At 57.8% G+C, this 22,928-nt stretch carries 22 protein-coding genes; 16 read left to right on the top strand and 6 right to left on the bottom strand.

Annotated features, from left to right (window positions below; all coding sequences use genetic code 11):
* Positions 1 to 3: 3 nt before the first annotated feature.
* From ytfT to LRM19_RS12325, 3 genes are all read left to right on the top strand, one after another.
* A complete protein-coding gene (gene ytfT, locus LRM19_RS12335) occupies positions 4 to 1,029 on the top strand; it encodes a galactofuranose ABC transporter, ATP-binding protein YtfT (RefSeq protein WP_271369002.1) in 1,026 nt (341 codons plus the stop codon).
* Positions 1,016 to 2,017: a galactofuranose ABC transporter, permease protein YjfF gene (gene yjfF / locus LRM19_RS12330; protein WP_023293434.1), complete on the top strand. Its 1,002-nt coding sequence runs from the start codon at positions 1,016 to 1,018 to the stop codon at positions 2,015 to 2,017. The genes ytfT and yjfF overlap by 14 nt, the downstream gene beginning before the upstream one ends.
* 93 nt (positions 2,018 to 2,110) lie before the next feature.
* Positions 2,111 to 3,682, top strand: a complete 1,572-nt coding sequence (locus tag LRM19_RS12325) for a methyl-accepting chemotaxis protein (RefSeq protein ID WP_115876607.1) — start codon at positions 2,111 to 2,113, stop codon at positions 3,680 to 3,682.
* Here the strand turns inward: LRM19_RS12325 and LRM19_RS12320 are convergent.
* Together LRM19_RS12320 and fbp are read right to left on the bottom strand one after the other, a co-directional pair.
* Entirely contained in the window at positions 3,654 to 4,010 is a 357-nt protein-coding gene (locus tag LRM19_RS12320; RefSeq protein ID WP_149367321.1) for a helix-turn-helix domain-containing protein, read from the bottom strand. The genes LRM19_RS12325 and LRM19_RS12320 overlap by 29 nt on opposite strands.
* Positions 4,011 to 4,159: 149 nt before the next feature.
* Positions 4,160 to 5,158 carry a class 1 fructose-bisphosphatase gene (gene fbp, locus LRM19_RS12315; RefSeq protein WP_023310178.1) on the bottom strand — a complete coding sequence of 333 codons (999 nt, stop codon included), beginning with the start codon at positions 5,156 to 5,158 and terminating at the stop codon, positions 4,160 to 4,162.
* Between the two features lie 197 nt (positions 5,159 to 5,355).
* On the opposite strand from fbp, the gene mpl reads away from it, so the two are divergent.
* Positions 5,356 to 6,735 (top strand): UDP-N-acetylmuramate:L-alanyl-gamma-D-glutamyl-meso-diaminopimelate ligase, encoded by a 1,380-nt coding sequence (mpl, locus tag LRM19_RS12310; RefSeq protein WP_111965364.1) that lies wholly within the window; start codon positions 5,356 to 5,358, stop codon positions 6,733 to 6,735.
* A 77-nt stretch (positions 6,736 to 6,812) separates the two neighbouring features.
* On the opposite strand, the gene yjgA is transcribed toward mpl, so the two are convergent.
* Entirely contained in the window at positions 6,813 to 7,364 is a 552-nt protein-coding gene (gene yjgA, locus LRM19_RS12305; protein WP_271368999.1) for a ribosome biogenesis factor YjgA, read from the bottom strand.
* A 95-nt stretch (positions 7,365 to 7,459) separates the two neighbouring features.
* Between yjgA and pmbA the strand changes: the two genes are divergently transcribed.
* The 12 genes from pmbA (at position 7,460) to LRM19_RS12245 (ending at position 18,137) form a co-directional block, all read left to right on the top strand.
* The gene (gene pmbA / locus LRM19_RS12300; RefSeq protein WP_047652092.1) at positions 7,460 to 8,812 is read left to right on the top strand and encodes a metalloprotease PmbA; all 1,353 of its coding nucleotides are present in this window, start codon (positions 7,460 to 7,462) and stop codon (positions 8,810 to 8,812) included.
* 38 nt (positions 8,813 to 8,850) lie between these two features.
* Positions 8,851 to 9,237, top strand: coding sequence for a cytochrome b562 (cybC, locus tag LRM19_RS12295; RefSeq protein WP_008501412.1), 387 nt, complete (start codon positions 8,851 to 8,853; stop codon positions 9,235 to 9,237).
* Positions 9,238 to 9,551: 314 nt separating this feature from the next.
* Positions 9,552 to 9,890 (top strand): glycine dehydrogenase, encoded by a 339-nt coding sequence (locus LRM19_RS12290; protein ID WP_025911967.1) that lies wholly within the window; start codon positions 9,552 to 9,554, stop codon positions 9,888 to 9,890.
* A gap of 10 nt (positions 9,891 to 9,900) precedes the next feature.
* Positions 9,901 to 10,263: an SFCGS family glycine-rich protein gene (locus tag LRM19_RS12285; protein ID WP_010427372.1), complete on the top strand. Its 363-nt coding sequence runs from the start codon at positions 9,901 to 9,903 to the stop codon at positions 10,261 to 10,263.
* Positions 10,264 to 10,265: 2 nt separating this feature from the next.
* On the top strand, positions 10,266 to 10,565 hold the full coding sequence (locus tag LRM19_RS12280) for a DUF4312 family protein (protein WP_006810338.1): 300 nt from the start codon (positions 10,266 to 10,268) through the stop codon (positions 10,563 to 10,565).
* A gap of 22 nt (positions 10,566 to 10,587) precedes the next feature.
* Positions 10,588 to 11,364, top strand: coding sequence for a DUF4311 domain-containing protein (locus tag LRM19_RS12275; RefSeq protein WP_024907277.1), 777 nt, complete (start codon positions 10,588 to 10,590; stop codon positions 11,362 to 11,364).
* A 13-nt stretch (positions 11,365 to 11,377) separates the two neighbouring features.
* On the top strand, positions 11,378 to 12,019 hold the full coding sequence (locus LRM19_RS12270) for a DUF4310 family protein (protein WP_003856081.1): 642 nt from the start codon (positions 11,378 to 11,380) through the stop codon (positions 12,017 to 12,019).
* A 42-nt stretch (positions 12,020 to 12,061) separates the two neighbouring features.
* Entirely contained in the window at positions 12,062 to 13,195 is a 1,134-nt protein-coding gene (locus LRM19_RS12265) for an amidohydrolase/deacetylase family metallohydrolase (RefSeq protein WP_271368995.1), read from the top strand.
* Complete coding sequence (locus LRM19_RS12260; protein WP_271368993.1) at positions 13,179 to 14,297, top strand: DgaE family pyridoxal phosphate-dependent ammonia lyase; 1,119 nt, start codon at positions 13,179 to 13,181, stop codon at positions 14,295 to 14,297. Before LRM19_RS12265 ends, LRM19_RS12260 begins: the two co-directional genes overlap by 17 nt.
* Positions 14,294 to 15,034, top strand: coding sequence for a 2-dehydro-3-deoxy-phosphogluconate aldolase (gene dagF / locus LRM19_RS12255; RefSeq protein ID WP_115876602.1), 741 nt, complete (start codon positions 14,294 to 14,296; stop codon positions 15,032 to 15,034). The genes LRM19_RS12260 and dagF overlap by 4 nt, the downstream gene beginning before the upstream one ends.
* Positions 15,035 to 15,070: 36 nt before the next feature.
* The gene (locus tag LRM19_RS12250; RefSeq protein WP_271368992.1) at positions 15,071 to 16,207 is read left to right on the top strand and encodes a lactonase family protein; all 1,137 of its coding nucleotides are present in this window, start codon (positions 15,071 to 15,073) and stop codon (positions 16,205 to 16,207) included.
* A gap of 19 nt (positions 16,208 to 16,226) precedes the next feature.
* Positions 16,227 to 18,137 (top strand): BglG family transcription antiterminator, encoded by a 1,911-nt coding sequence (locus LRM19_RS12245; RefSeq protein ID WP_271368991.1) that lies wholly within the window; start codon positions 16,227 to 16,229, stop codon positions 18,135 to 18,137.
* Positions 18,138 to 18,169: 32 nt separating this feature from the next.
* Here LRM19_RS12245 and nrdG read toward each other — a convergent pair whose 3' ends face one another.
* The 3 genes from nrdG to treC form a co-directional block, all read right to left on the bottom strand.
* Positions 18,170 to 18,634, bottom strand: coding sequence for an anaerobic ribonucleoside-triphosphate reductase-activating protein (gene nrdG / locus LRM19_RS12240; protein ID WP_271368990.1), 465 nt, complete (start codon positions 18,632 to 18,634; stop codon positions 18,170 to 18,172).
* 105 nt (positions 18,635 to 18,739) lie between these two features.
* Positions 18,740 to 20,878 (bottom strand): anaerobic ribonucleoside-triphosphate reductase, encoded by a 2,139-nt coding sequence (gene nrdD / locus LRM19_RS12235; protein WP_008501397.1) that lies wholly within the window; start codon positions 20,876 to 20,878, stop codon positions 18,740 to 18,742.
* Between the two features lie 375 nt (positions 20,879 to 21,253).
* Positions 21,254 to 22,897 carry an alpha,alpha-phosphotrehalase gene (treC, locus tag LRM19_RS12230; protein ID WP_271368989.1) on the bottom strand — a complete coding sequence of 548 codons (1,644 nt, stop codon included), beginning with the start codon at positions 22,895 to 22,897 and terminating at the stop codon, positions 21,254 to 21,256.
* Between the last annotated feature and the right edge of the window lie 31 nt (positions 22,898 to 22,928).

Raw genomic sequence — 22,928 nt, 5'->3', positions numbered from 1 at the left:
ATCGTGATGTCCCGTTCGCTTTCGCAAACCGGTGAGTCAAAGCGCCGCTTCAGCTGGCCAACCGGCACGCCGCAAATCGCGGCGCTGCTGGTGGTACTGCTGGTTGACAGCCTTGTCGCACCGCATTTCTTTCAGATTATCGTGCAGGATGGTCGCCTGTTTGGCAGCCCGATAGACATCCTGAACCGTGCTGCGCCCGTAGCGCTGCTGGCCATCGGGATGACGCTGGTCATTGCCACCGGCGGGATTGATCTCTCCGTCGGCGCGGTGATGGCTATCGCCGGGGCCACTGCAGCCGCCATGACCGTGGCCGGACACAGCCTGCCGGTGGTACTGCTGGCGGCGTTAGGCACCGGCGTGCTGGCCGGATTATGGAACGGTATTCTGGTGGCGGTGCTGAAAATTCAGCCCTTTGTCGCCACGCTTATCTTAATGGTGGCCGGGCGTGGGGTGGCGCAGCTGATTACCTCCGGCCAGATTGTCACTTTTAACTCCCCGAGCCTGGCGTGGCTTGGTAGCGGCAACCTTCTGTTCTTCCCGACGCCGGTGATTATTGCCCTGGCCACGCTGGTTGTCTTTTGGCTCTTCACCCGTAAAACGGCGCTCGGCATGTTCATTGAAGCGGTTGGGATCAACATTCGCGCCGCGCGCAACGCCGGGGTCAACACGCGGCTGATGGTGATGCTGACCTACGTGCTGAGCGGCGTGTGCGCCGCCATCGCCGGAGTCATCGTCGCGGCGGATATCCGCGGAGCCGATGCCAACAACGCCGGGCTCTGGCTGGAGCTGGACGCTATCCTCGCGGTGGTGATCGGCGGCGGGTCTCTGATGGGCGGGCGCTTTAACCTGCTGCTCTCGGTGATCGGCGCGCTGATCATTCAGGGCATGAACACCGGGATCCTGCTCTCCGGTTTTCAGCCGGAACTCAACCAGGTTGTGAAAGCGGTGGTCGTACTCTGCGTGCTGATCGTCCAGTCGCCGCGCTTTGTCAGCATCATTAAGGGAATCCGTGGCCATGATAAAACGTAATTTACCGTTGATGATCACGCTGGGCGTGTTTGTGCTGGGGTATCTCTACTGCCTCACCCAATTCCCCGGTTTTGCCTCGACGCGCGTGATTTGCAATATCCTGACCGATAACGCCTTTTTAGGCATCATCGCCGTCGGAATGACCTTTGTGATCCTCTCCGGCGGGATCGATCTCTCCGTCGGCTCGGTGATCGCGTTTACGGGCGTGTTCCTCGCGAAGGCGATCGGCTTCTGGGGGATCTCTCCGCTGGTGGCGTTTCCGCTGGTGCTGGCGATGGGCTGTGCGTTCGGCGCCTTTATGGGGCTGCTGATCGACGCGCTGAAAATTCCTGCCTTTATCATCACCCTCGCCGGGATGTTCTTCCTGCGCGGCGTGAGCTATCTGGTGTCGGAAGAGTCGATTCCCATTAACCATCCGGTGTACGACACGCTCTCCAGCCTGGCGTGGAAAATTCCCGGCGGCGGTCGCCTGAGCGCGATGGGGCTGCTGATGCTGGGGGTGGTAGTGATTGGCATCTTCCTCGCCCACCGTACCCGGTTTGGCAATCAGGTTTACGCCATCGGCGGTAACGCTACGTCGGCAAACCTGATGGGGATCTCGACCCGCAGCACTACCATCCGCATCTATATGCTCTCGACAGGCCTGGCGACGCTGGCGGGTATCGTCTTCTCGGTGTATACCCAGGCGGGCTATGCCCTTGCAGGCGTTGGCGTTGAGCTGGATGCGATTGCTTCTGTGGTCATCGGCGGTACGCTGCTTAGCGGCGGCGTGGGTACGGTGCTGGGGACGCTGTTCGGCGTGGCGATTCAGGGACTGATACAAACCTATATCAACTTTGACGGCACGCTCAGCTCGTGGTGGACGAAGATCGCCATCGGCATTCTGCTGTTTATTTTTATTGCCCTGCAGCGTGGCCTGACGGTGCTCTGGGAGAACCGTCAAAGCTCACCTGTTACCCGCGTAAACACATCGGTAACAGAGCGATAACACGCTGAATTTGCTTAAAGTCTAAACATTTTCCGGTAGCGGCCGATACTCTTTTTTTATGCCCAGAAATATCTCGCTACCGGAAATAATATCATGCTTAAAACGCTATCGATTCGTACCGGCTTGCTCTCTTTACTGGCCGTTATGACCCTTCTGCTGCTGATTGTCAGCGGCATTGGCATTTATGCCCTCACACAGAGTTCTTCTTCGCTGCAGCGCATTAATCACCTTCAGGGTGAGCAGATGGTGCAGCTCAATTCAGGCTATACGCTGATCCTGCGCGCCCGCAATGAAGCGGGTCAGGCCGTCCGCATGATGGAAATCGGCATGCTGGACGATGCGGCCAAAGCGGTAAAAAACATCAATCAGGAAGTTGCCCTGGCCCAGAAAACGCTGAAAGGCGTGATTGACGGCGGCGTGGCTGACGAGCAGGGACAACAGCTGCTCGACAAAGTGTCAGCCAGCCTGGCGACGTATAACCAGCAGGGGATCAACCCGATGTTGAAAACCCTGAACGACCAGAGCGCGGACGGGTATTACGATCTGCTGGAGAAGACGCTGATCCCGGTGGCGAAACAGTTTGATAACGATATGCAGGCGTTTCAGAAATGGAGCGAAGCGCGTGGTCAGGCGGAAGTGAGTGCCGTACAGTCGAGTAAAACCCGCGTGCTGATCCTGATTATCGTCGCAGCGCTGCTGACGGCGGGCATTATCGTGCTCGCGTGGCTGGTGCTGCGCCATATGCTGCTCCAGCCGCTCTCGGCCTCCATTGCTCAGCTGGAGAACGTGGCGGCGGGGGATTTAACCCATACGCTTGCCGCGCCCGCGAGTCAGGAGTTTAACCGCCTCAACGCGGTGATAGAGGAGATGCGACAGTCGCTGATGAACTCGGTAATGCGGGTACGCGATGCCAGCTCGCAAATTGACACCGGCAGCCGCGAACTGACCCTGGGAAACCGCGATCTTGCCGAGCGTACGGAATCCACCGCCACGTCGCTGGAGCAGACGGCGGCCAGCATGGAACAAATCACCGCGACGGTGAAACTCAACGCGGATAACGCCGAGCAGGCGCACCAGCTGGCGAAGTCGGTGTCCGATACGGCCGATCACGGCAGCGAAATGGTCTGCTACGTGATTGAAAAAATGCGCGATATCTCCGGCAGCTCGGCGCGCATCGCCGACATCCTGAGCGTGATCGACGGTATTGCCTTCCAGACCAATATTCTGGCGCTTAACGCCTCCGTGGAAGCGGCGCGTGCGGGCGAGCAAGGGCGTGGTTTTGCCGTCGTCGCGGGCGAGGTGCGAAACCTTGCCAGCCGCAGCGCCGACGCGGCGAAAGAGATCCGATCGCTTATCAGTGATTCGCAGACCCACGTTAACGAGGGCAGCGAGCTGGCTCAGCAGGCTGGCGAAACGATGGATGAGATCGCAACAGAAGTGTTGCGCATGACCAAACTGATGCGTGAGATTGCGACCGCGTCCCAGGAGCAAAGCCGCGGCATTGAGCAGGTGAATATTGCGGTGAATCAGATGGACGAAACCGCGCAGCAGAATGCGGCGCTGGTGCAGCAATCCTCCGCTGCGACCCGCTCCCTTGAGGAGCAGTCGCGTCAGCTTATGGAAGCGATGTCATCATTCAAAGTGACGACTCAGACCGCTGCATAATATTACTCAACCCCGGTACGTTCTGTGCCGGGGTTTTATTTTCCCCGGAATTAACTGCCGCAATATTATCGTGAATTTCACCCATTAATATTTCCAGCGAGCTGGTTAAGGCTAACGCTTTTTCCGTCGGTTCAAGATATAAACCTTTTCGGAAAAATAATGGTTCATCAAAGAGTTGATTAAAACGCTTTAAGGCCAGACTCACCGCGGGGCGTGACATCTCCAGACGCAAAGAGGCTTTTGCCATGCTGCCGCAGCGGACGATTTCAATAAATACAGGGATAAGATTTAAATCAATGCCGGTATTAGCACGGGAATAATTGTTCATTGCGATTCTGCTCCACGAAATATCTGTCAAACTATTATGGAAATAATGCAGGAGCAGTGGTGAATATTAAAGCATGTTTTTTATAAACACTTATACGGTAAAATATATAAATGACAGGGGAGCCAGAACGGCTCCCCTGAAGAGAGATATTACGCGTCCGGGTACTCACGGATAAAACGTTCAACGTCTTCAACCATGTGGTTGTTGCCGACGAAGAATGAACGGCGCTGGTGAAGACTTTCCGGCACGATATCCAGAATACGCTCTTTACCGTCGCTCGCCTTGCCGCCCGCCTGTTCGGCGAGGAATGCCATCGGGTTGCACTCGTACAGCAGACGCAGTTTCCCGTCCGGATGGCTGGCGGTGCTTGGGTAGAGGTAGATACCGCCTTTCAGCAGGTTACGGTGGAAATCAGCGACCAGAGAGCCAATATAGCGGGACGTGTAAGGGCGCTGGGTCGCTTTATCTTCTTCCTGGCAGAATTTAATGTACTTCTTCACGCCGTTCGGGAATCGGATGTAGTTGCCTTCGTTGATGGAGTAGGTGTTGCCCTTTTCCGGGAAGCGCATGCGTTCCTGGCTCAGGCAGAAAACGCCCAGTGAAGGATCGTACGTAAAGGCGTGAACCCCACATCCGGTGGTATACACCAGCATGGTGGAGGAGCCATAAACGACGTAACCGGCAGCAACCTGATTAATGCCAGGCTGCAGGAAATCTTCTTCGGTCACCGGCGTGCCAACAGGCGTGACGCGGCGATAGATGGAGAAAATGGTACCGACAGAAACGTTAACGTCGATGTTTGAGGAACCGTCGAGCGGATCCATCAGAACAACGTATTTAGCGTGTTCACACCCTTCGAAAACAACAATTTCATCTTCTTCTTCAGAGGCGATACCCGCAACGATGTCGCGCGCGCGCAGTGCAGCTTTCAGTTTTTCATTTGCGAACAGATCGAGTTTCTGTTGAACCTCGCCCTGAACGTTCTCGGCACCGCTGGCACCCAGGATATCGACCAGACCGGCCTTGTTGATATCGCGGTGGATGATCTTAGCGCCCAGCTTTATTGCCGACAGCAAAGCAGTGAGTTCACCGGTAGCATGAGAGAACTCGTGCTGCTTTTCGACAATAAATTCACCTAACGTTTTCATAACACTTTCCCTGCATCTTTGTGAGTAGAGCGATTGTATGTTCACTAAAACGACTAAAGCCCAACAATCTTAACAAATATTCAAATAGTAGCGCAGAGGTGAATCGCGCCAGCAACATACGGATTTACCTGAAATGCGTTTCACAGCCGCTAACATGTGAGTAAAATGTGCGCCACATTGAAGAAGGATAGTGACGTATGCGCATTCATATATTGGGGATTTGTGGCACTTTCATGGGCGGACTGGCAATGCTGGCGCGCTCGCTGGGCCATGAAGTGACAGGTTCGGACGCCAATGTGTATCCGCCAATGAGCACACTTCTGGAAAAACAGGGCATCTCTTTAATTCAGGGCTACGATGCCAGCCAGCTGGATCCCGAGCCGGACCTGGTGATCGTTGGTAACGCGATGACCCGCGGCAATCCTTGCGTCGAGGCGGTACTGGAACGCAATATTCCGTTCATGTCCGGCCCGCAGTGGCTGCATGACTTCGTCCTGCGCGACCGCTGGGTGGTTGCCGTTGCCGGTACTCATGGTAAAACCACGACCGCGGGCATGGCAACCTGGATCCTCGAAGCCTGCGGCTATAAGCCGGGCTTCGTGATCGGCGGCGTACCGGGTAATTTCGACGTTTCTGCGCGTCTGGGTGACAGCCCGTTCTTCGTGATCGAAGCCGATGAATACGACTGCGCGTTCTTCGACAAGCGCTCCAAGTTCGTGCATTACTGCCCGCGCACCCTGATCCTCAACAATCTTGAGTTCGACCACGCGGATATTTTTGACGATCTGAAAGCGATTCAGAAACAGTTCCACCATCTGGTGCGCATTGTTCCGGGTCAGGGGCGCATCATCCTGCCGGAGAACGATATCAACCTTAAGCAGACTCTGGCGATGGGCTGCTGGAGCGAGCAGGAGCTGGTGGGCGAGCAGGGCCACTGGCAGGCGAAGAAACTCAACGCCGATGCCTCCGAGTGGGAAGTGCTGCTCGACGGTGAAAAAGTGGGTGAGGTGAAGTGGGGCCTGGTGGGCGAGCACAACATGCACAACGGCCTGATGGCCATTGCTGCGGCGCGTCACGTCGGCGTTCTGCCTGCGGATGCAGCCAACGCGCTGGGCTCGTTTATCAATGCCCGCCGCCGTCTGGAACTGCGCGGTGAAGCCCACGGCGTTACCGTGTATGACGATTTCGCGCACCACCCAACGGCCATTCTGGCAACGCTTGCCGCCCTGCGTGGCAAGGTCGGCGGTACCGCGCGCATTCTGGCGGTGCTGGAACCGCGTTCGAATACCATGAAGATGGGCATCTGCAAAGACGATCTGGCGCCGTCGTTAGGGCGTGCCGATGAAGTCTTCCTGCTGCAGCCGCAGCATATTCCGTGGCAGGTGGCTGAAGTAGCCGACGCCTGCATTCAGCCTGCGCACTGGAGTGCGGATGTGGATGCGCTCGCGGATATGGTGGTGAAAGCCGCTCAGCCCGGCGACCATATTCTGGTGATGAGTAACGGCGGGTTCGGTGGGATCCATCAGAAGCTGCTGGACGGTCTGGCGAAGAAAGCGGAAGCGGCAGCCGACGCGTAAAAAAAAGCCCGGTGGCGCTCGCGCTTACCGGGCCTATGCTCTTTTCTCCCTCGCCCCTCCGGGGTGAGGGGAACGAATTACTCTTCGTTCTCAGACAGCTCGCGCAGATACTGGAAAATCAGGCGCGCGGACTTCGGCGGCTTATTCCCTTCTTTCTCTTTCTTCGCGTTGCGGATCAAGGAACGCAGCTGCTGGCGGTCGGCATCCGGCCACAGGTTCAGCACTTCCGGCACGGCATCATCACCCTGTTCAATCAGACGATCGCGGATCTGCTCCAGCTTATGAAACAGCGCAACCTGCTGGTTGTGGCGGTTTTTCAGCTTGTCCAGCGCCTGGCGGATCGGATCGACGTCGCGCTGACGCAGCATTTTCCCGATAAGCTGAAGCTGGCGACGACGGCCTTCTTTTTTGATTTTCTGTGCCAGTTCAATGGCATCGCGCAGATCCTTGTCGAGCGGGATCTTGTCCAGCGCGTTTTTGCCCAGTTCTACCATTTCCGCGCCAAGCTGTTTTAACTCTTCGGCGTCACGTTTAATTTCACTTTTACTGACCCAGATGATCTCATCATCTTCGTCTTCGATGTCATCACCGGGAACGTCGTCGAGCCAGTCTTCGGGCTGCTTAGTCATGTCAGGCTCCTTAAAAAAAGAGGCTAATGTTACCAGTTAAGACGCGCACTGAAAAACGGTTCTCTGTTAGACTTCAGATAACTCTCTCTTACAGTATGGCATTTGCGATGAAAGTAACCTCACAAGTTGAAGCGCAGCGTAAGATTCTTGAAGAAGCCGTCTCCACCGCGCTGATGCTTGCTTCAGAAAAATCAGATGGCGCCGAAGTGGCGGTCAGCAAAACCACCGGCATCAGCGTGAGTACCCGCTATGGTGAAGTGGAGAACGTAGAATTCAACAGCGATGGCGCGCTTGGGATCACGGTGTATCACCAGAATCGCAAAGGCAGCGCGTCATCCACCGATCTCAGCCCGGATGCCATTGCCCGCACGGTGCAGGCCGCGCTGGATATTGCCCGTTATACCTCTCCGGATCCTTACGCAGGCGTGGCGGATAAAGATCTGCTGGCGTTTGACGCGCCGGATCTCGATCTGTTCCACCCTGCGGAAGTGAGCCCGGACGAAGCGATCGAGCTGGCTGCCCGCGCCGAGCAGGCTTCCCTGCAGGCGGATAAGCGCATCACTAATACCGAAGGCGGCAGCTTCAACAGCCACTACGGCATCAAAGTCTTCGGCAACAGCCACGGCATGCTGCAGGGCTACTGCTCTACCCGCCACTCGCTCTCCAGCTGCGTCATCGCCGAAGAAAACGGTGACATGGAGCGTGACTACGCCTACACCATTGGCCGCGCGCTGGGGGATTTGCAGTCTCCTGAGTGGGTGGGTAAAGAGTGTGCCGAACGTACGCTGTCTCGCCTGTCGCCGCGTAAACTCTCCACCATGAAAGCGCCGGTTATCTTTGCCAACGAAGTGGCGACCGGTCTGTTTGGCCATCTGGTAGGCGCGATTGCGGGCGGCTCCGTTTACCGTAAGTCGACCTTCCTGCTCGACTCGCTGGGCAAGCAGATCCTGCCGGAATGGCTGACCATCGAAGAGCATCCGCATCTGCTGAAGGGGCTTGCCTCCACGCCGTTCGACAGCGAAGGCGTGCGCACCGAACGTCGCGATATCGTTAAAGACGGCATTCTGACCCAGTGGCTGCTGACCAACTACTCCGCGCGCAAGCTGGGGCTGAAAAGCACCGGGCACGCGGGCGGCATTCACAACTGGCGTATTGCCGGACAGGGCCTGAACTTTGAGCAGATGCTGAAAGAGATGGGCACCGGTCTGGTGGTCACCGAGCTGATGGGTCAGGGCGTCAGCGGCATCACCGGAGACTACTCGCGCGGCGCGGCGGGCTTCTGGGTGGAAAACGGCGAAATCCAGTATCCGGTGAGCGAAATTACTATCGCCGGCAACCTGAAGGATATGTGGCGCAATATCGTTACGGTCGGTAACGATATTGAAACACGCAGCAATATACAGTGTGGTTCTGTATTACTCCCGGAAATGAAAATCGCCGGACAATAGAGATAGCGTTTTGTTAATAATAAAAAAGGAAGTGAGCAATGCGTAAACATCTGTTAGCGATCGTCGCGGCTTCAACGCTGGTTCTTGGCTCTTCTGCGTTTGCTGCCGATCTTGAAGACGACATGGGCATCCTCGGTCAAAACCTGAAGGTGGTGCAGAAAACCGACAATGCGGCGGAAATGAAAGACGCGCTGACCAAAATGCGTGAAGCGGCGCTGGACGCACAGAAAGCGACGCCTCCGAAGCTGGAAAGCAAAGCGGCAGACAGCGCAGAGATGAAAGACTACCGCCACGGCTTTGACGTGCTGGTCGGCCAGATCGACGGCGCGCTGAAGCTGGCTAACGAAGGCAAAGTGAAGGAAGCCCAGGCGGCAGCCGAGCAGTTTGTGACGACCCGTAATACGTATCACAAGAAATACCGTTAACCGATCGCGCATCTGACAAACAACCAGCGGGGGCCAGCGGCCCCCGTTTTTTTACGCGGTAATAAGTAAACCCTATCGCCATCACATTTTTGCGTCACCACGCCTGAACGTTTCGTTTCCCCGGCGCGCGTTTTGCCGCTGGAATACGTGATATTCATCACGCAAATACCGTCATTAATTCAGATTCACCGCATTTATGTGGCACAGATCACTGCCGCGGCTCGCCTTTCCACTTCGAAGTGGAAAACAACTCGCTACAAACAATTCCCCCCCAACGTTAGTTTTATTCCAGAGCCATTAACGGGGTAAGACCAGTGATTAACGGAGCGGTAATGAACGACGTTGGGGAACAGGCGGAGCAAACAGAACAGCTCGCGAACACCATGCTGCAGCAGGTTTATGCCCTGCTGGCCCGGAACAACATCATCCCCAATGCGGTACAGGAGCAGATGCTCACTTCCCACGTGCGCGCCATGGCGCACCGGTCCGTGACCGGCGAGCCGCTGCCGGAGGTTGAAGCAGAGCTGTTTGACGAAATTTCACCGGATTCAATGCGGCTCGCCCGTGAAGTGGTCGCGCAGTTTGGCAACCTTCCTGATGAAGAAGCCTGGCTGCTCTCCGTTCACTTTGAAGTCGCGAAAGACAACCTTTAAGGAGCAACACATGGAACAGATTACAGTCGTGATTGGCGATCGCCTGGGTAAAGGTCAGAAAGTGGCAGCCGGTGTGGAAAAAGCAGGTGGACGCGCGGTTGTCGTACCGGGCATGGCGGCAGACATGAAGCTCGGCGACATGATGAAAGCAGAAAACGCCACCTTCGGTATTTCCTTTTGCGGCAGCGGCGGTGCGGGTGCCATCACCGCCCAGACCAAATACGGCTACAAGGCCAAATACGGCATGCGTTCCGTGGAAGAGGGCGTGACCGCCATCAACGAAGGCTGCAACGTGCTGGGCTTTGGCTTTATGGATAAAGAAGAGCTGGGCGAGCGTCTGGTGCAGGCGTGGCAGAAGAAATACGGCGCATAAGCATGAAAGAACAGTTCACAACCACGGTGAGAGTGAAGGGGAAGGGCGACGCCAAAGCGCGCGCCTTTGCCGACGCGCTCAACCACGTTCAGGCCGCGGTGATGAAAGCCTCACCGCATATCTTACTGCGTATTGAGCCACAGGATGTGCAGGTCGTTCAGGCGCAAGAAGCGGTGCGTAAAGAAGCGTTTCTGTTCTTCTTTCTGCGCCGGGAAAGACGCACCTACAGCGTGGAGCTGGATGTGACCGTCAACGTGACCGCTATCAATCTTGACCAGGTGGATTTCGTCACGCAACGCTGATTATTCATAAAAGGGCAGACTGATGTTCTTAATTATATTAATAAAATCGCTCATCATTGGCGGCCTGGTTGGCGTCGGTGTCGGAGCCGGGGCTGCACGCATGTTTCATGCGCCTACCACTCAGGGTATGGGCGCGTTTCGTACGTTGGGGGAACTGAACTCCTGTGAAGGGGATCCGGCGTCCCACTTCTCCTTTGGGTTAGGTTTCTTCTTTAATGCCTGGGCCTCTTCCGTGGCCGCAGGTGCCTTCACACAGGACGTTGACCACCGCATCATCCCGAACTGGGGTGCTGCTGCACTGATGATCAAAAACCGTAACGTCGGCGAAACGCTGCACGACCCGCGCAAAATGGCGATTGCCTGCGGCCTGATCGGCATGATTGTCGTGACCTTCCTTAACCTTACCGCCTCCTCCGTGCCGGCTGCCCTTCAGGTCACCGCCGTGAAGGTGCTGGTGCCGGCGGCAAACCTGCTGGTGAACACCGTGATGCCGGTGATCTTCTGGCTGGCGGCTATCGATGCGGGTAAAAAATCGGGCTTCTGGGCCACCATTTTTGGCGGCGCGGCGCAGCTGATTATGGGGAACGCCGTACCGGGCCTGGTGCTGGGGATCCTGATCGGTAAAGGCGTAGAAGAGAGCGGCTGGAACCACGTCACCAAAGTGATGATGGCGGCTATCGTCCTGCTCTTCGTGCTGAGCGGCTTCTTCCGCGGCTTCGACATGAAGATGATTGAATCCTTCCATCTGACCGTGCCGAACTGGCTCGACATGATCCACAACTCGCTCAGCGGTAAATAACAGGAGCCTCTACATGGAACAGAATAAAGGTTTTTGGTATGCCGACTGGTCGTTCCCGATCTTCGTTGGCCTGCTCTCCTCCGGCGTGTTTGCCGGGACGCACATGTACTACCTCTACGGCATCGGCGCGTTTAACGAAGTGGCCTTCGTGGCGATGCTGAAAGCGGGCATTGATACCGGCGTTTACGGCGCGGTGGCGGCGTTTGGCGCGAGCTTCCTGTTCGCCCGTATTATCGAAGGGTCGCTGGTTGGTATTCTCGACATCGGCGGCGCGATCCAGACCGGCGTGGGCCTTGGCGTTCCGGCGCTGCTGCTGGGCGCGGGGATCATGTTCCCGGTGACCAACTTCATTGCTTCGCTGATCACCGGCCTGGTGATTGGCCTGGCGATTGGCTACGTCATCATCCTGGCGCGTAAGTTCACTATCAACCAGAGCAACTCCACCTACGGCGCAGACGTGATGATGGGGGCTGGCAACGCCTCCGGCCGCTTCCTCGGGCCGTTGATTATTCTCAGCGCCATGACCGCCTCCATTCCAATCGGCGTCGGTTCGCTGGTAGGTGCGCTGCTGTTCTACATCTGGCAGAAGCCGATTACCGGTGGCGCTATCCTCGGCGCGATGATTCTGGGCTGGCTGTTCCCGGTCGCCCTTTAATACCCGCGGGCGCTCCGGCGCCCGCCTTTTCAGGAGATCCTCATGTTTGATTTACTCCTGCGCCGCGCGCGCCTCGCCGACGATACCCTGACCGATATCGCGATTCAGGACGGGAAGATTGCCGCGACGGGCGACATTGACGCTCCCGCTCGCAAGACGGTTGATCTTAACGGTGACGTGTTCGTCAGCGCAGGCTGGATTGACTCCCATGTACACTGCTATCCGAATTCCCCGATTTACCACGACGAGCCGGACAGCGTGGGCATTGCCACCGGCGTCACCACCGTAGTGGATGCGGGCAGTACCGGGGCCGACGACGTGGACGATTTCTATGACATCACCCGCAGGGCCTCCACTGAGGTCTTTGCCCTGCTGAACATCTCCCGCGTGGGGCTGATTGCCCAGAACGAGCTGGCCAACATGGCCAATATTGACGCCGACGCGGTGAAGCAGGCGGTGACGCGCCACCCTGATTTTATCGTCGGCCTGAAGGCGCGCATGAGCAGCAGCGTGGTCGGTGAAAACGGCATCACGCCGCTGGAGCGTGCCAAAGCCATTCAGAAAGAGAACGGCGACCTGCCGCTGATGGTTCATATTGGCAACAACCCGCCGAACCTTGACGAGATTGCCGAGCTGCTGAGCTCCGGCGACATTATCACCCACTGCTATAACGGCAAGCCTAACCGCATTCTGACGCCGTCCGGCGAGCTGCGCGCCTCCATTTCCTCCGCCCTGAAGCGCGGCGTGCGTCTGGACGTCGGGCACGGTACGGCGAGCTTTAGCTTTGAGGTGGCGAAACGCGCCATCGCGATGGGTATTCTGCCGCACACCATCAGCTCGGATATCTACTGCCGCAACCGCATCAACGGCCCGGTGGGCTCGCTGGCAAGCGTGATGTCGAAGTTTCTCGCCATCGGCATGTCCTTACCGCAGGTGATTGACTGCGTCACCGCGAACGCCGCCGACGGCCTGCGCCTGGCGCGCAAGGGCCGCATTCAGCCGGGTCTCGACGCCGATCTGACGCTATTCACCCTCAAACATCAGCCGACGGTGCTGACGGATGCCGAAAACGACAGCCTGCAGGCTGAATACATTCTGGTGCCGCTTGCCGCGATCCGCGCGGGCAAGGGCTACATGACCGAACAAGGGAGCACGGAACATGCCTTCGATTTATGAGAAGTACAACTTAAAGCAGGTGATCAACACCTCTGGCCGCATGACGGCGCTCGGCGTCTCCACGCCGCGCCCGGAAGTCGTGCAGGCGGCGATGGACGGCATGAATCACTATTTCGAGATGAAGGATCTGGTCAATAAAACCGGGGATTACATCGCGAAGCTGCTGGACGTGGAAGGGGCGACGGTGGTTTCCTGCGCGTCGGCGGGCATTGCCCAGTCCGTGGCCGCGGTGCTGGTAAAAGATAGCGACTGGCTGCTGGAAAACCTGCACGTCACACCGATTGAAAATAACGAAATCGTCCTGCCGAAAGGCCACAACGTGAACTTTGGCGCGCCGGTGGGCACCATGGTGGCGTTGGGCGGCGGCAGGCTGGTGGAAGCGGGCTACGCCAACGAATGTTCCGCCGATCAGCTGGCGGCGGCAATCACGCCGCGTACGGCGGCGATCATGTACATCAAATCACACCACTGCGTGCAGAAAAGCATGCTCAGCGTCGAGCAGGCGGCGGTTGTCGCACGTAAACACGACTTGCCGCTCATCGTGGATGCCGCGGCGGAAGAAGACCTGCAAGCGTACTACCGTTCCGGCGCGGACCTGGTCATCTACAGCGGCGCGAAGGCGATCGAAGGCCCAACCAGCGGTCTGGTGATCGGCAAAACCCAGTACGTTGAGTGGGTTAAGCGCCAGACGGCGGGCATTGGCCGCGCGATGAAGGTCGGCAAAGAGGGCATTCTCGGCCTGACCTGCGCCATCGAACACTACCTGACGGCCACTAAAGAGAGCGGCGCCGAGATGGTGGCGAAAATGACGCCGTTTATCGAGGCGCTCAACACCCTGAACGGTGTGACCGCGCGCGTGGTCTGGGACAGCGCCGGACGCGATATTGCCCGCACCGAGATTAAGTTCGACGAAGTCACGACCGGCGTCGGCACGGGCGATCTGGTGGCGAAGCTGAAGCAGGGCGAGTACGCCATTTACTTCCGTGGCTACAAGGCCAACGAAGGGATTATTGAGGCGGACGTGCGCAGCGTAAACGCTGACCAGCTGAACATCGTGTACCGCCGCATTAGTGAAGTATTAGGACAGGAGAGAAACGCATGAAACTGACCCCCAACTTTTACCGTGACCGCGTCTGCCTGAACGTGCTGGCTGGCTCAAAGGCCAACGCCAGCGCCATCTACGAGGCGGCGGAAGGCCACGTGCTGGTGGGCGTGCTCTCCAAAAACTACCCGGACGTGGCGAGCGCTGTTGCCGATATGCGCGAATACGCGAAGCTGATTGATAACGCGCTGTCTGTTGGGCTGGGCGCGGGCGACCCGAACCAGTCGGCGATGGTGAGTGAAATCTCCCGTCAGGTACAGCCGCAGCACGTTAACCAGGTTTTCACCGGCGTGGCCACCAGCCGCGCGCTGCTGGGGCAGAATGAGTCCGTGGTCAACGGTCTGGTCTCTCCGACCGGCACCGTCGGCATGGTAAAAATCTCCACCGGCCCGCTGAGCAGCAAAGCGCCGGACGGTATCGTGCCGGTTGAAACCGCGATTGCCCTGCTGAAAGATTTCGGCGGCAGCTCCATCAAATACTTCCCGATGGGCGGCCTCAAGTGCCGTGACGAGTACAAGGCGGTGGCGGAAGCCTGCGCCCGCCACGACTTCTGGCTGGAGCCGACCGGAGGTATCGATCTGGAAAACTATGAGGAGATCCTGCAGATCGCCCTCGACGCGGGCGTGAGCAAGATCGTCCCGCATATCTACAGCTCGATTATCGACAAAGCCAGCGGTGATACGCGTCCGGAAGACGTGCGTACGCTGCTGGCGATGACGAAGAAGCTGGTTAAATAAAACAAAACTAAACTGCACACACCTGAAGGAGCCACCATGCACACCCGTACCCTGCTTGTCGCTTCACTCTCAATGTTCGCCACCGCCGCTGTCGCCCAGACGCAATACGCCTGGGTGGGTACCTATAATCCGAACGGTGAAGGGCTGTACCGTTTTACTGTTAACCCGCAAACCGGCGCGCTGAAAGATAAAACGCTGGTGAGCAAACTGCCGAATGCGGCGCAGTTGACCCTTTCACAAGACGGCAAAACGCTGTATCTGGCAAGTGAAGTAGAGCAGGGCGTGGTGCAGGCGCTGCGCGTCGGCGATAACGGTGAGCTGAGCGAGCTGAATCAGGTGGCCTCCGGCGGTGCGGGGCCGGTGTATCTCTCCCTGACGCCGAACGGCAAGCATCTTCTGGTGGCGAACTACGTCAGCGGATCGATTGCCATTTTACCCGTCAACGCAGACGGCAGCCTGGGGGAAGCCACGGACAAACGTCAGGATCAAGGCGAACCGGGCGCGGCGAAGCCGGAAGCTGCCGTCGAGGGCAGTTTCGCGATCAGCGATCATAACGGCCCGCATGCGCACATGCTCGCCGCCGATCCGAGCGGGAAATACGTGTTTATGACCGATCTTGGGCTGGATCGCATCTATCAGTACCGCTTTGACGATCGGACAGGAAAGCTGACGCCGAACGATCCGCCGTTTATCAGCGCCTCCTCAAAAGGGGCCGGGCCGCGCCACTTTGTCTTTACGCCGAAGGGCGATGCCCTGTGGCTGATTAACGAAGAGGCGTCTACGCTCACCCGGTATACCGTGAACGCCGACGGCACCTTAAAAGAGGGCAAAACGCTTTCAGCCCTGCCTGAAGGTTACAAAGGCACCAGCTTTGCTGCCGGTCTGGCGTTAAGCGCAGACGGCAAACAGCTGTATGTGGCTAACCGTTTGCATAACAGCATCGGGCACTTTACCGTAACGGCGGAGGGCACGCTGACGCATCAGGATGACGTGTGGACGCGTGGTGATTATCCCCGCACCCTGACGCTCGATAAGCAGGGACGCTGGCTGTACGTCATGAACCAGCGCAGCGACAACATTACCCGTTTCCGCGTGGCGCAGGACGGGAAATTGAGCTTCGAACCGGACTATACCCCGGTCGGCAGCCCATCCCAGATGGTCATTTCACCTTAAGCCGTAAGAGGACAACGACGTGCGATTTCCGAACCAACGTTTAGCGCAACTTTTCGAACTGTTGCAAAACGAGACGCTGCCGCAGGACGAACTGGCGCAGCGGCTGTCGGTTTCCACGCGAACCGTCCGTGCCGATATCACCGCCCTGAACGCGCTGCTGGCAAGCCACGGCGCGCAGTTTATCTTGAGCCGGGGCAACGGCTACCAGCTCAAAATTGACGATGCGGCGCGGTATCAAGAGCTGCAGGCCTCCCATCCGCGCGCGCTGCGTATCCCCCGCACCGGGCCGGAGCGCGTGCATTATCTGGTGGTGCGTTTTCTGACCTCGGCATTTTCTCTTAAGCTGGAGGATCTGGCGGACGAGTGGTTCGTCAGCCGCGCCACGCTGCAAAGCGACATGGCCGAAGTCCGAGAGTGGTTCCATCGCTATAACCTGACGCTGGAAACGCGTCCGCGCCACGGCATGAAGCTGTTTGGCAGCGAGATGTCGACCCGCGCGTGCCTGACCGATCTGCTCTGGGAGCTGGCCCAGCAGGACAGCCTGAACCCGCTGGTGACCGACGTGGCGCTAAATGCGGGTGTGGCGGAGCAGATGGTGCCGGTGCTGCACGACGCCCTGACGCGTCACCACATTCGCCTGACCGATGAAGGCGAGCTGTTCCTGCGCCTGTACTGCGCGGTGTCGGTACGGCGCATCAGCGAGGGCTATCCGCTGCCGGAATTCCACGCCGAAGACGTGGAAGAGAACGTGCGCGAGGCGGCTAAGGATATCGCCGTCACCATCCAGCAGCTGGCGGGCAAGGCGCTTTCACCTTCGGAGGAGAGCTGGCTGTGCGTGCACATTGCGGCGCGGCAGATTCAGGAGATCGCGCCCAGCGCCATTAACGCCGACGACGACGAGGCGCTGGTCAACTACATCCTGCGCTACATCAACACCCACTATAACTACAACCTGCTCAGCGACGAACAGCTGCACGCGGATCTGCTCACGCACATCAAAACCATGATCACCCGCGTGCGGTATCAAATTATGATCCCCAATCCGCTGCTGGATAACATCAAGCAGCACTACCCGATGGCGTGGGACATGACGCTGGCGGCGGTGTCGAGCTGGGGCAAATACACGCCGTATGCGATCAGCGAAAACGAGATTGGCTTCCTGGTGCTGCACATTGGCGTCGGGCTGGAGCGCCACTACAACATCGGCTACCAGCGCCAGCCGCGCGTGCTGCTGGTATGCGACGCCGGTAACGCGATGGTCCGCATGATTGAGGCGGTGCTGCAGCGTAAATATCCGCAGATTGAGGTGACGCGCACGCTCACCCTGCGCGAGTACGAGGTTGCGGAAACCATTGGCGAAGACTTTGTGATAGCCACCGCACGCGTCAGCGAAAAGTCGAAACCGGTAGTAACGATCGCCCCGTTCCCGACCGACTATCAGTTAGAACAGATTGGCAAACTGGTGCTCGTGGACCGCACCCGCCCGTGGATGCTGGATAAATACTTCGACGCGGCCCATTTCCGCATTATCGATAAGCCGATCGATCAGCAGACGCTGTTCCGCGAGCTATGTGAACAGCTTGAGGCCGAAGGCTTTGTCGGCGCGGAGTTTCTGGATTCGGTTGTTGAGCGTGAAGCCATCGTCAGCACCATGCTCGGCGACGGCATCGCGCTCCCGCACTCCCTCGGCCTGCTGGCGCAGAAAACGGTGGTCTACACCGTGCTCGCCCCGCAGGGCGTTCAGTGGGGCGACGAAACCGCGCACGTCATCTTCCTGCTCGCCATCAGCAAAAGCGAGTACGAAGAGGCGATGGCGATTTACGATATCTTCGTCACCTTCCTGCGCGAGCGGGCGATGTCGAGGCTTTCTAGCTGCGGAGATTTTGCCGGGTTTAAGGCGGTGGCGATGGAGAGTTTGAGTCGGTTTTGAGGTAAGGGCGGATGGATAACATCCGCCTTTGATCAACGCAAATGATGTACAACCTGGTTACTGCTGCCGCGCCAGATCAAAGCCGGGTCTTTTAAATCCTGCACGAACTTGCCGTCGACCAGCACGTTAATCAGATCCACCACTTCCATCTGCTGCGTATTCAGTTCATCCAGCCTGTAGCCTGTCCAGACCCAGATATCTTTTCCCGCACACTCTGCACGAATGCGCTTCACCAGCTTCAGGATATCCGGCACGTTTTGCGGGTGCAGCGGATCGCCGCCGGAGAGCGAAATTCCCTGGCGGTGAATGCGCGTGTCGTTCAGGTCGCTGATGATTTTATCTTCCATCTCCGCGGTGAACGGCATGCCGGAATTGAGTCGCCAGGTGCTTTTGTTGTAGCAGCCGGGGCATTCGTGGATGCAGCCTGAAACAAACAGGGTGCAGCGGGTGCCGGGGCCGTTGACGATGTCGACAGGGTAGTACTGGTGATAGTTCATAGCGAATAACCACGCCGGGTGGCGCTGCGCTTACCCGGCCTACAAAAGAGAGCGGTCCGTAGGCCCGGTAATCGCAGCGCCACCGGGCATTAACGTGGCTGAGGATTAACCGATCTGCCCATTCCCCAAATGCTTGACGCGACGCTTCACCTCTTCCTGCTTGCCGGCGTTAAAAGGACGCGCGTCCGGGCTACCGAGATAGCCGCACACGCGACGGGTCACGGAGACGCGAGCAGCATCGTGGTTGCCGCATTTCGGGCAGGTAAAGCCTTTACTGGTACATTCAAACTCGCCGGTGAAGCCGCACTCGTAACACTCATCAATTGGCGTGTTGGTCCCGTAATACGGCACGTGCTGGTAGCTGTAATCCCACACGTCCTCCAGTGCCTTCAGGTTGTGCTGAATGTTCGGGTATTCGCCGTAGCAGATGAAGCCGCCGCTGGCGATCGGCGGATACGCCGCTTCGAAGTCGATCTTGTCGTACGGGTTGACCTTCTTCTCGACGTCGAGGTGGAAGCTGTTGGTGTAGTACCCTTTGTCGGTCACGCCTTCCACAATCCCGAACTCGGCGGTGTCCAGACGGCAGAAGCGGTCGCACAGGTTCTCGCTCGGCGTGCTGTAGAGGCTAAACCCGTAGCCGGTTTCCTCTTTCCACTGGTCTACCGCGTCGCGCAGGCGCTGAACGATGGCGATCCCTTTTTCGCGCAGGGCTTCGCTGTCGTACATGTGCGTGTCGCCAAACAGCGCGTTGATGGTTTCGTGAATGCCGATGTAGCCCAGCGAAATGGACGCGCGACCGTTTTTGAAGATCTCGGATACGTCATCGTCCGCCTTCAGGCGCACGCCGCAGGCCCCTTCCATATAGAGGATCGGCGCGACGCGGGCTTTCACCCCTTCCAGACGGGCGATACGGGTCATCAGCGCTTTGCGCGCCAGCTGCAGACGTTCATCCAGCAGTTTCCAGAACTCAGCTTCATTACCTTTCGCCTCCAGCGCGATGCGCGGCAGGTTGAGGCTGATGACGCCCAGGTTGTTGCGCCCGTCGTGGATCTGCTCGCCGTTTTCATCCTCGTACACGCCGAGGAAGCTGCGGCAGCCCATTGGCGTTTTAAACGAACCGGTAACTTTCACAACCTGGTCGTAGTTCAGGATGTCCGGATACATGCGCTTGCTCGCGCACTCCAGCGCCAGCTGTTTGATGTCGTAGTTCGGATCGCCAAACTTGTGGTTCAGGCCGTCGCGGATAGCGAACACCAGTTTCGGGAACACCGCCGTTTTGCGGTTTTTGCCCAGGCCAGAAATACGGTTGCGAAGGATCGACTGCTGGATCAGGCGTGATTCCCAGCTGGTGCCCAGGCCAAAACCGAAGGTCACAAACGGCGTCTGGCCGTTGGCGGTGTGCAGCGTGTTCACCTCATATTCCAGCGACTGGAAGGCATCGTAGCACTCTTTCTCGGTGCGGGAATGGGCGTAGCCGTCAGCGTCCGGGATCTGCCACTCTTCGGCCGTTTTACGGTGCTTGTTGAAGCTTGCCGTCACGAACGGGGCCAGCACTTCATCAATGCGGTTAATGGTGGTGCCGCCATAAATATGGCTGGCGACCTGGGCGATGATCTGCGCCGTGACCGCGGTGGCGGTGGAGATGGATTTTGGCGGTTCAATCTCTGCGTTACCCATTTTAAAACCGTGGGTCAACATGCCTTTCAGGTCGATCAGCATGCAGTTGAACATCGGGAAGAACGGCGAATAGTCGAGATCGTGGTAGTGAATTTCGCCGCGCTCGTGCGCCGAGACTACGTCGCGCGGCAGCAGATGCTGACGGGCATAGTGTTTGGCGACGATGCCGGCCAGCAGGTCGCGCTGGGTCGGGATCACTTTACTGTCTTTGTTGGCGTTTTCATTGAGCAGGGCAGAGTTGGTCTGCTCTACCAGACCACGGATCTCCTGGTTCAGACGCCCGCGCTTCTCACGCTGCACGTCACGATCGTGGCGGTACTCAATGTAGGCGCGCGCCAGCTGCTTGTAAGGCCCCGCCATCAGCTGGTTTTCAACCGCGGTCTGGATCTCATTGATATCGACCTGGCTGCGTTCGTTCATCTGGCTGCTAACGACTTCTGCGACGGTGGCGCAGTAATCTGCGTCATCGACTCCCGCTGCTTTAGCTGCACGCAGAATGGCTTCCTGGATGCGCTCTGATTTAAACGGCACTTTACAGCCATCACGTTTCATCACATGCGGTGTCATGATCACTCCATTTTTGAAAACAGGTTATCCACAGAGGTGGAGAAGTCTTCTCCGGGCGTATTCCCCGCCAGGCCAAAGACTTCCCGCGTTCCCAGCTCGTGTTATCCACAATTCCGGCCAGCGTAAGCGCCGTCTTGTTGTTGGAATAGTAGACGATAAATACAAGATGTTGGGTTGGCGTGCATTTTAAGTGCTACATATAGTGATTTGCATCAAACATGTTTGCGATTTATTTGATGCAGAACAAAGTAAAAAAACGAGAGTACAAACGACGGGCGCTTCAGCGATTGTAAAGGCGCGAGAGAAAAATCTGATTAATTACTCAACAAAAACAGTTAAGTAAGCCGGGTGCTGAGCCGCACCCGGCAGGGAATGCTACTGCTGCAACCACCAGACGGCTTCAAACGGACGCAGCGACGTCGTTTGCGGTGTCGGGTAGTTACTCATCAGCACCTGCAACTTACCGCTGAGAAGGTCTGTCTGCCATTCCTGAGGCGTATTACTCAGGTTTGCCGCAACAATCAGGGTCTGTCCCTGCCACTGGCGGCGATAGCACCACAGAGAAGGATGCTCCGGCAGGAGATCTTCATAATCTCCCCACGTCAGCACCGGCAGGGTTTTACGCAGGCCGATCAGCGACTGGTAGGTGTAGAACACCGAATCCGGGTCGTCGAGCGCCGAGCGGGCGTTCACGGTTTCGTAATTATCGCAGACGCCAATCCACGGTTCGCCCTCGCTAAAGCCCGCGTTGTGCGACGCGTCCCACTGCATTGGCGTGCGGCCATTATCCCGGGACTTACTCGCCAGAATCGCCAGTAATTCATCCGGATCGCGGCCGTTGGCGCGCAGTTCCGCGAACATGTTCAGGCTTTCCACGTCGCGGTAATCGGTGATGCGGCTGAAGTGCGGGTTGGTCATCCCCAGCTCCTCACCCTGATAAATATACGGCGTGCCCTGCATGCCGTGCAGTACCATGCCGAGCATCTTCGCGGCGTGAACCCGGTATTCCCCTTCGTCGCCAAAGCGCGACACAATGCGCGGCTGATCGTGGTTACACCAGAACAGCGCGTTCCAGGCTTTGTTGTGCATCCCCTGCTGCCAGTGGCGGAAGAGGGTTTTGAGCGCCACGAAGTCCGGCTTCGCCTTCGTCCACTTTTCGCCGCCGGGGTAGTCCACCTTCAGGTGGTGGAAGTTAAAGGTCATCGACAGCTCGCGCCCGTCGAGCGACGCGTACTGCTGGCAGTTTTCCAGCGAGGTTGAGGACATCTCGCCCACCGTCATCAGGTTGCGCGGGGTGAAGACGTCGCGGCTCATTTCCTGCAGATATTCGTGGATGCGCGGCCCGTCCGTGTAGAAGCGGCGACCGTCGCCCGTCTCGTCATTCGGGAAATCCTGATCTTTCGAAATCAGGTTAATGACGTCGAGGCGCAAGCCGTCGACGCCGCGGTCGGCCCAGAACTCGCACACCTTTTTCAGCTCGGCGCGCACCGCCGGGTTTTCCCAGTTGAGATCGGCCTGCTCCGGCGCGAAAAGGTGCAGGTAATACTGCTCGCTCTCCGCGTGCCAGCGCCAGGCGTTGCCGCCAAACTTGGAGCGCCAGTTATTGGGCAACTGCTCCGGCGTGCCGTCTCGCCAGATGTAGAACTGGCGGTACGGGCTCGCTTTGTTCAGCGACTCGCGGAACCAGGCGTGCTGCGTGGAGGTGTGGTTAAACACCATGTCCAGCACGATGCGAATGCCGCGCGCGTGCGCCTCAGCGACCAGCTCGTCGAAATCATCCAGCGTGCCGTAGGCCGGGTCGATGGCGGTGTAGTTTGCCACGTCGTAGCCGTTGTCCACCTGCGGGGAGATATAAAACGGCGTCAGCCAGATGGCGTCGATGCCGAGGGTTTTCAGGTAGTCCAGACGCTGCGTCACACCGCGCAGATCGCCGGTGCCGCTGCCGGTGGTATCCTGGAAACTCTTGGGGTAAATCTGGTAGATAACGCCGTTTTGCCACCAGTGAGGAAGGGTATTCATAGTGTGTTCCTGCAAATGCGAAGGGGCGCAA

Source organism: Enterobacter sp. PI-10, from assembly GCF_027947695.1.
Lineage (GTDB): Bacteria > Pseudomonadota > Gammaproteobacteria > Enterobacterales > Enterobacteriaceae > Enterobacter > Enterobacter vonholyi.
This window is presented reverse-complemented; position numbering and strand designations above follow the sequence as displayed.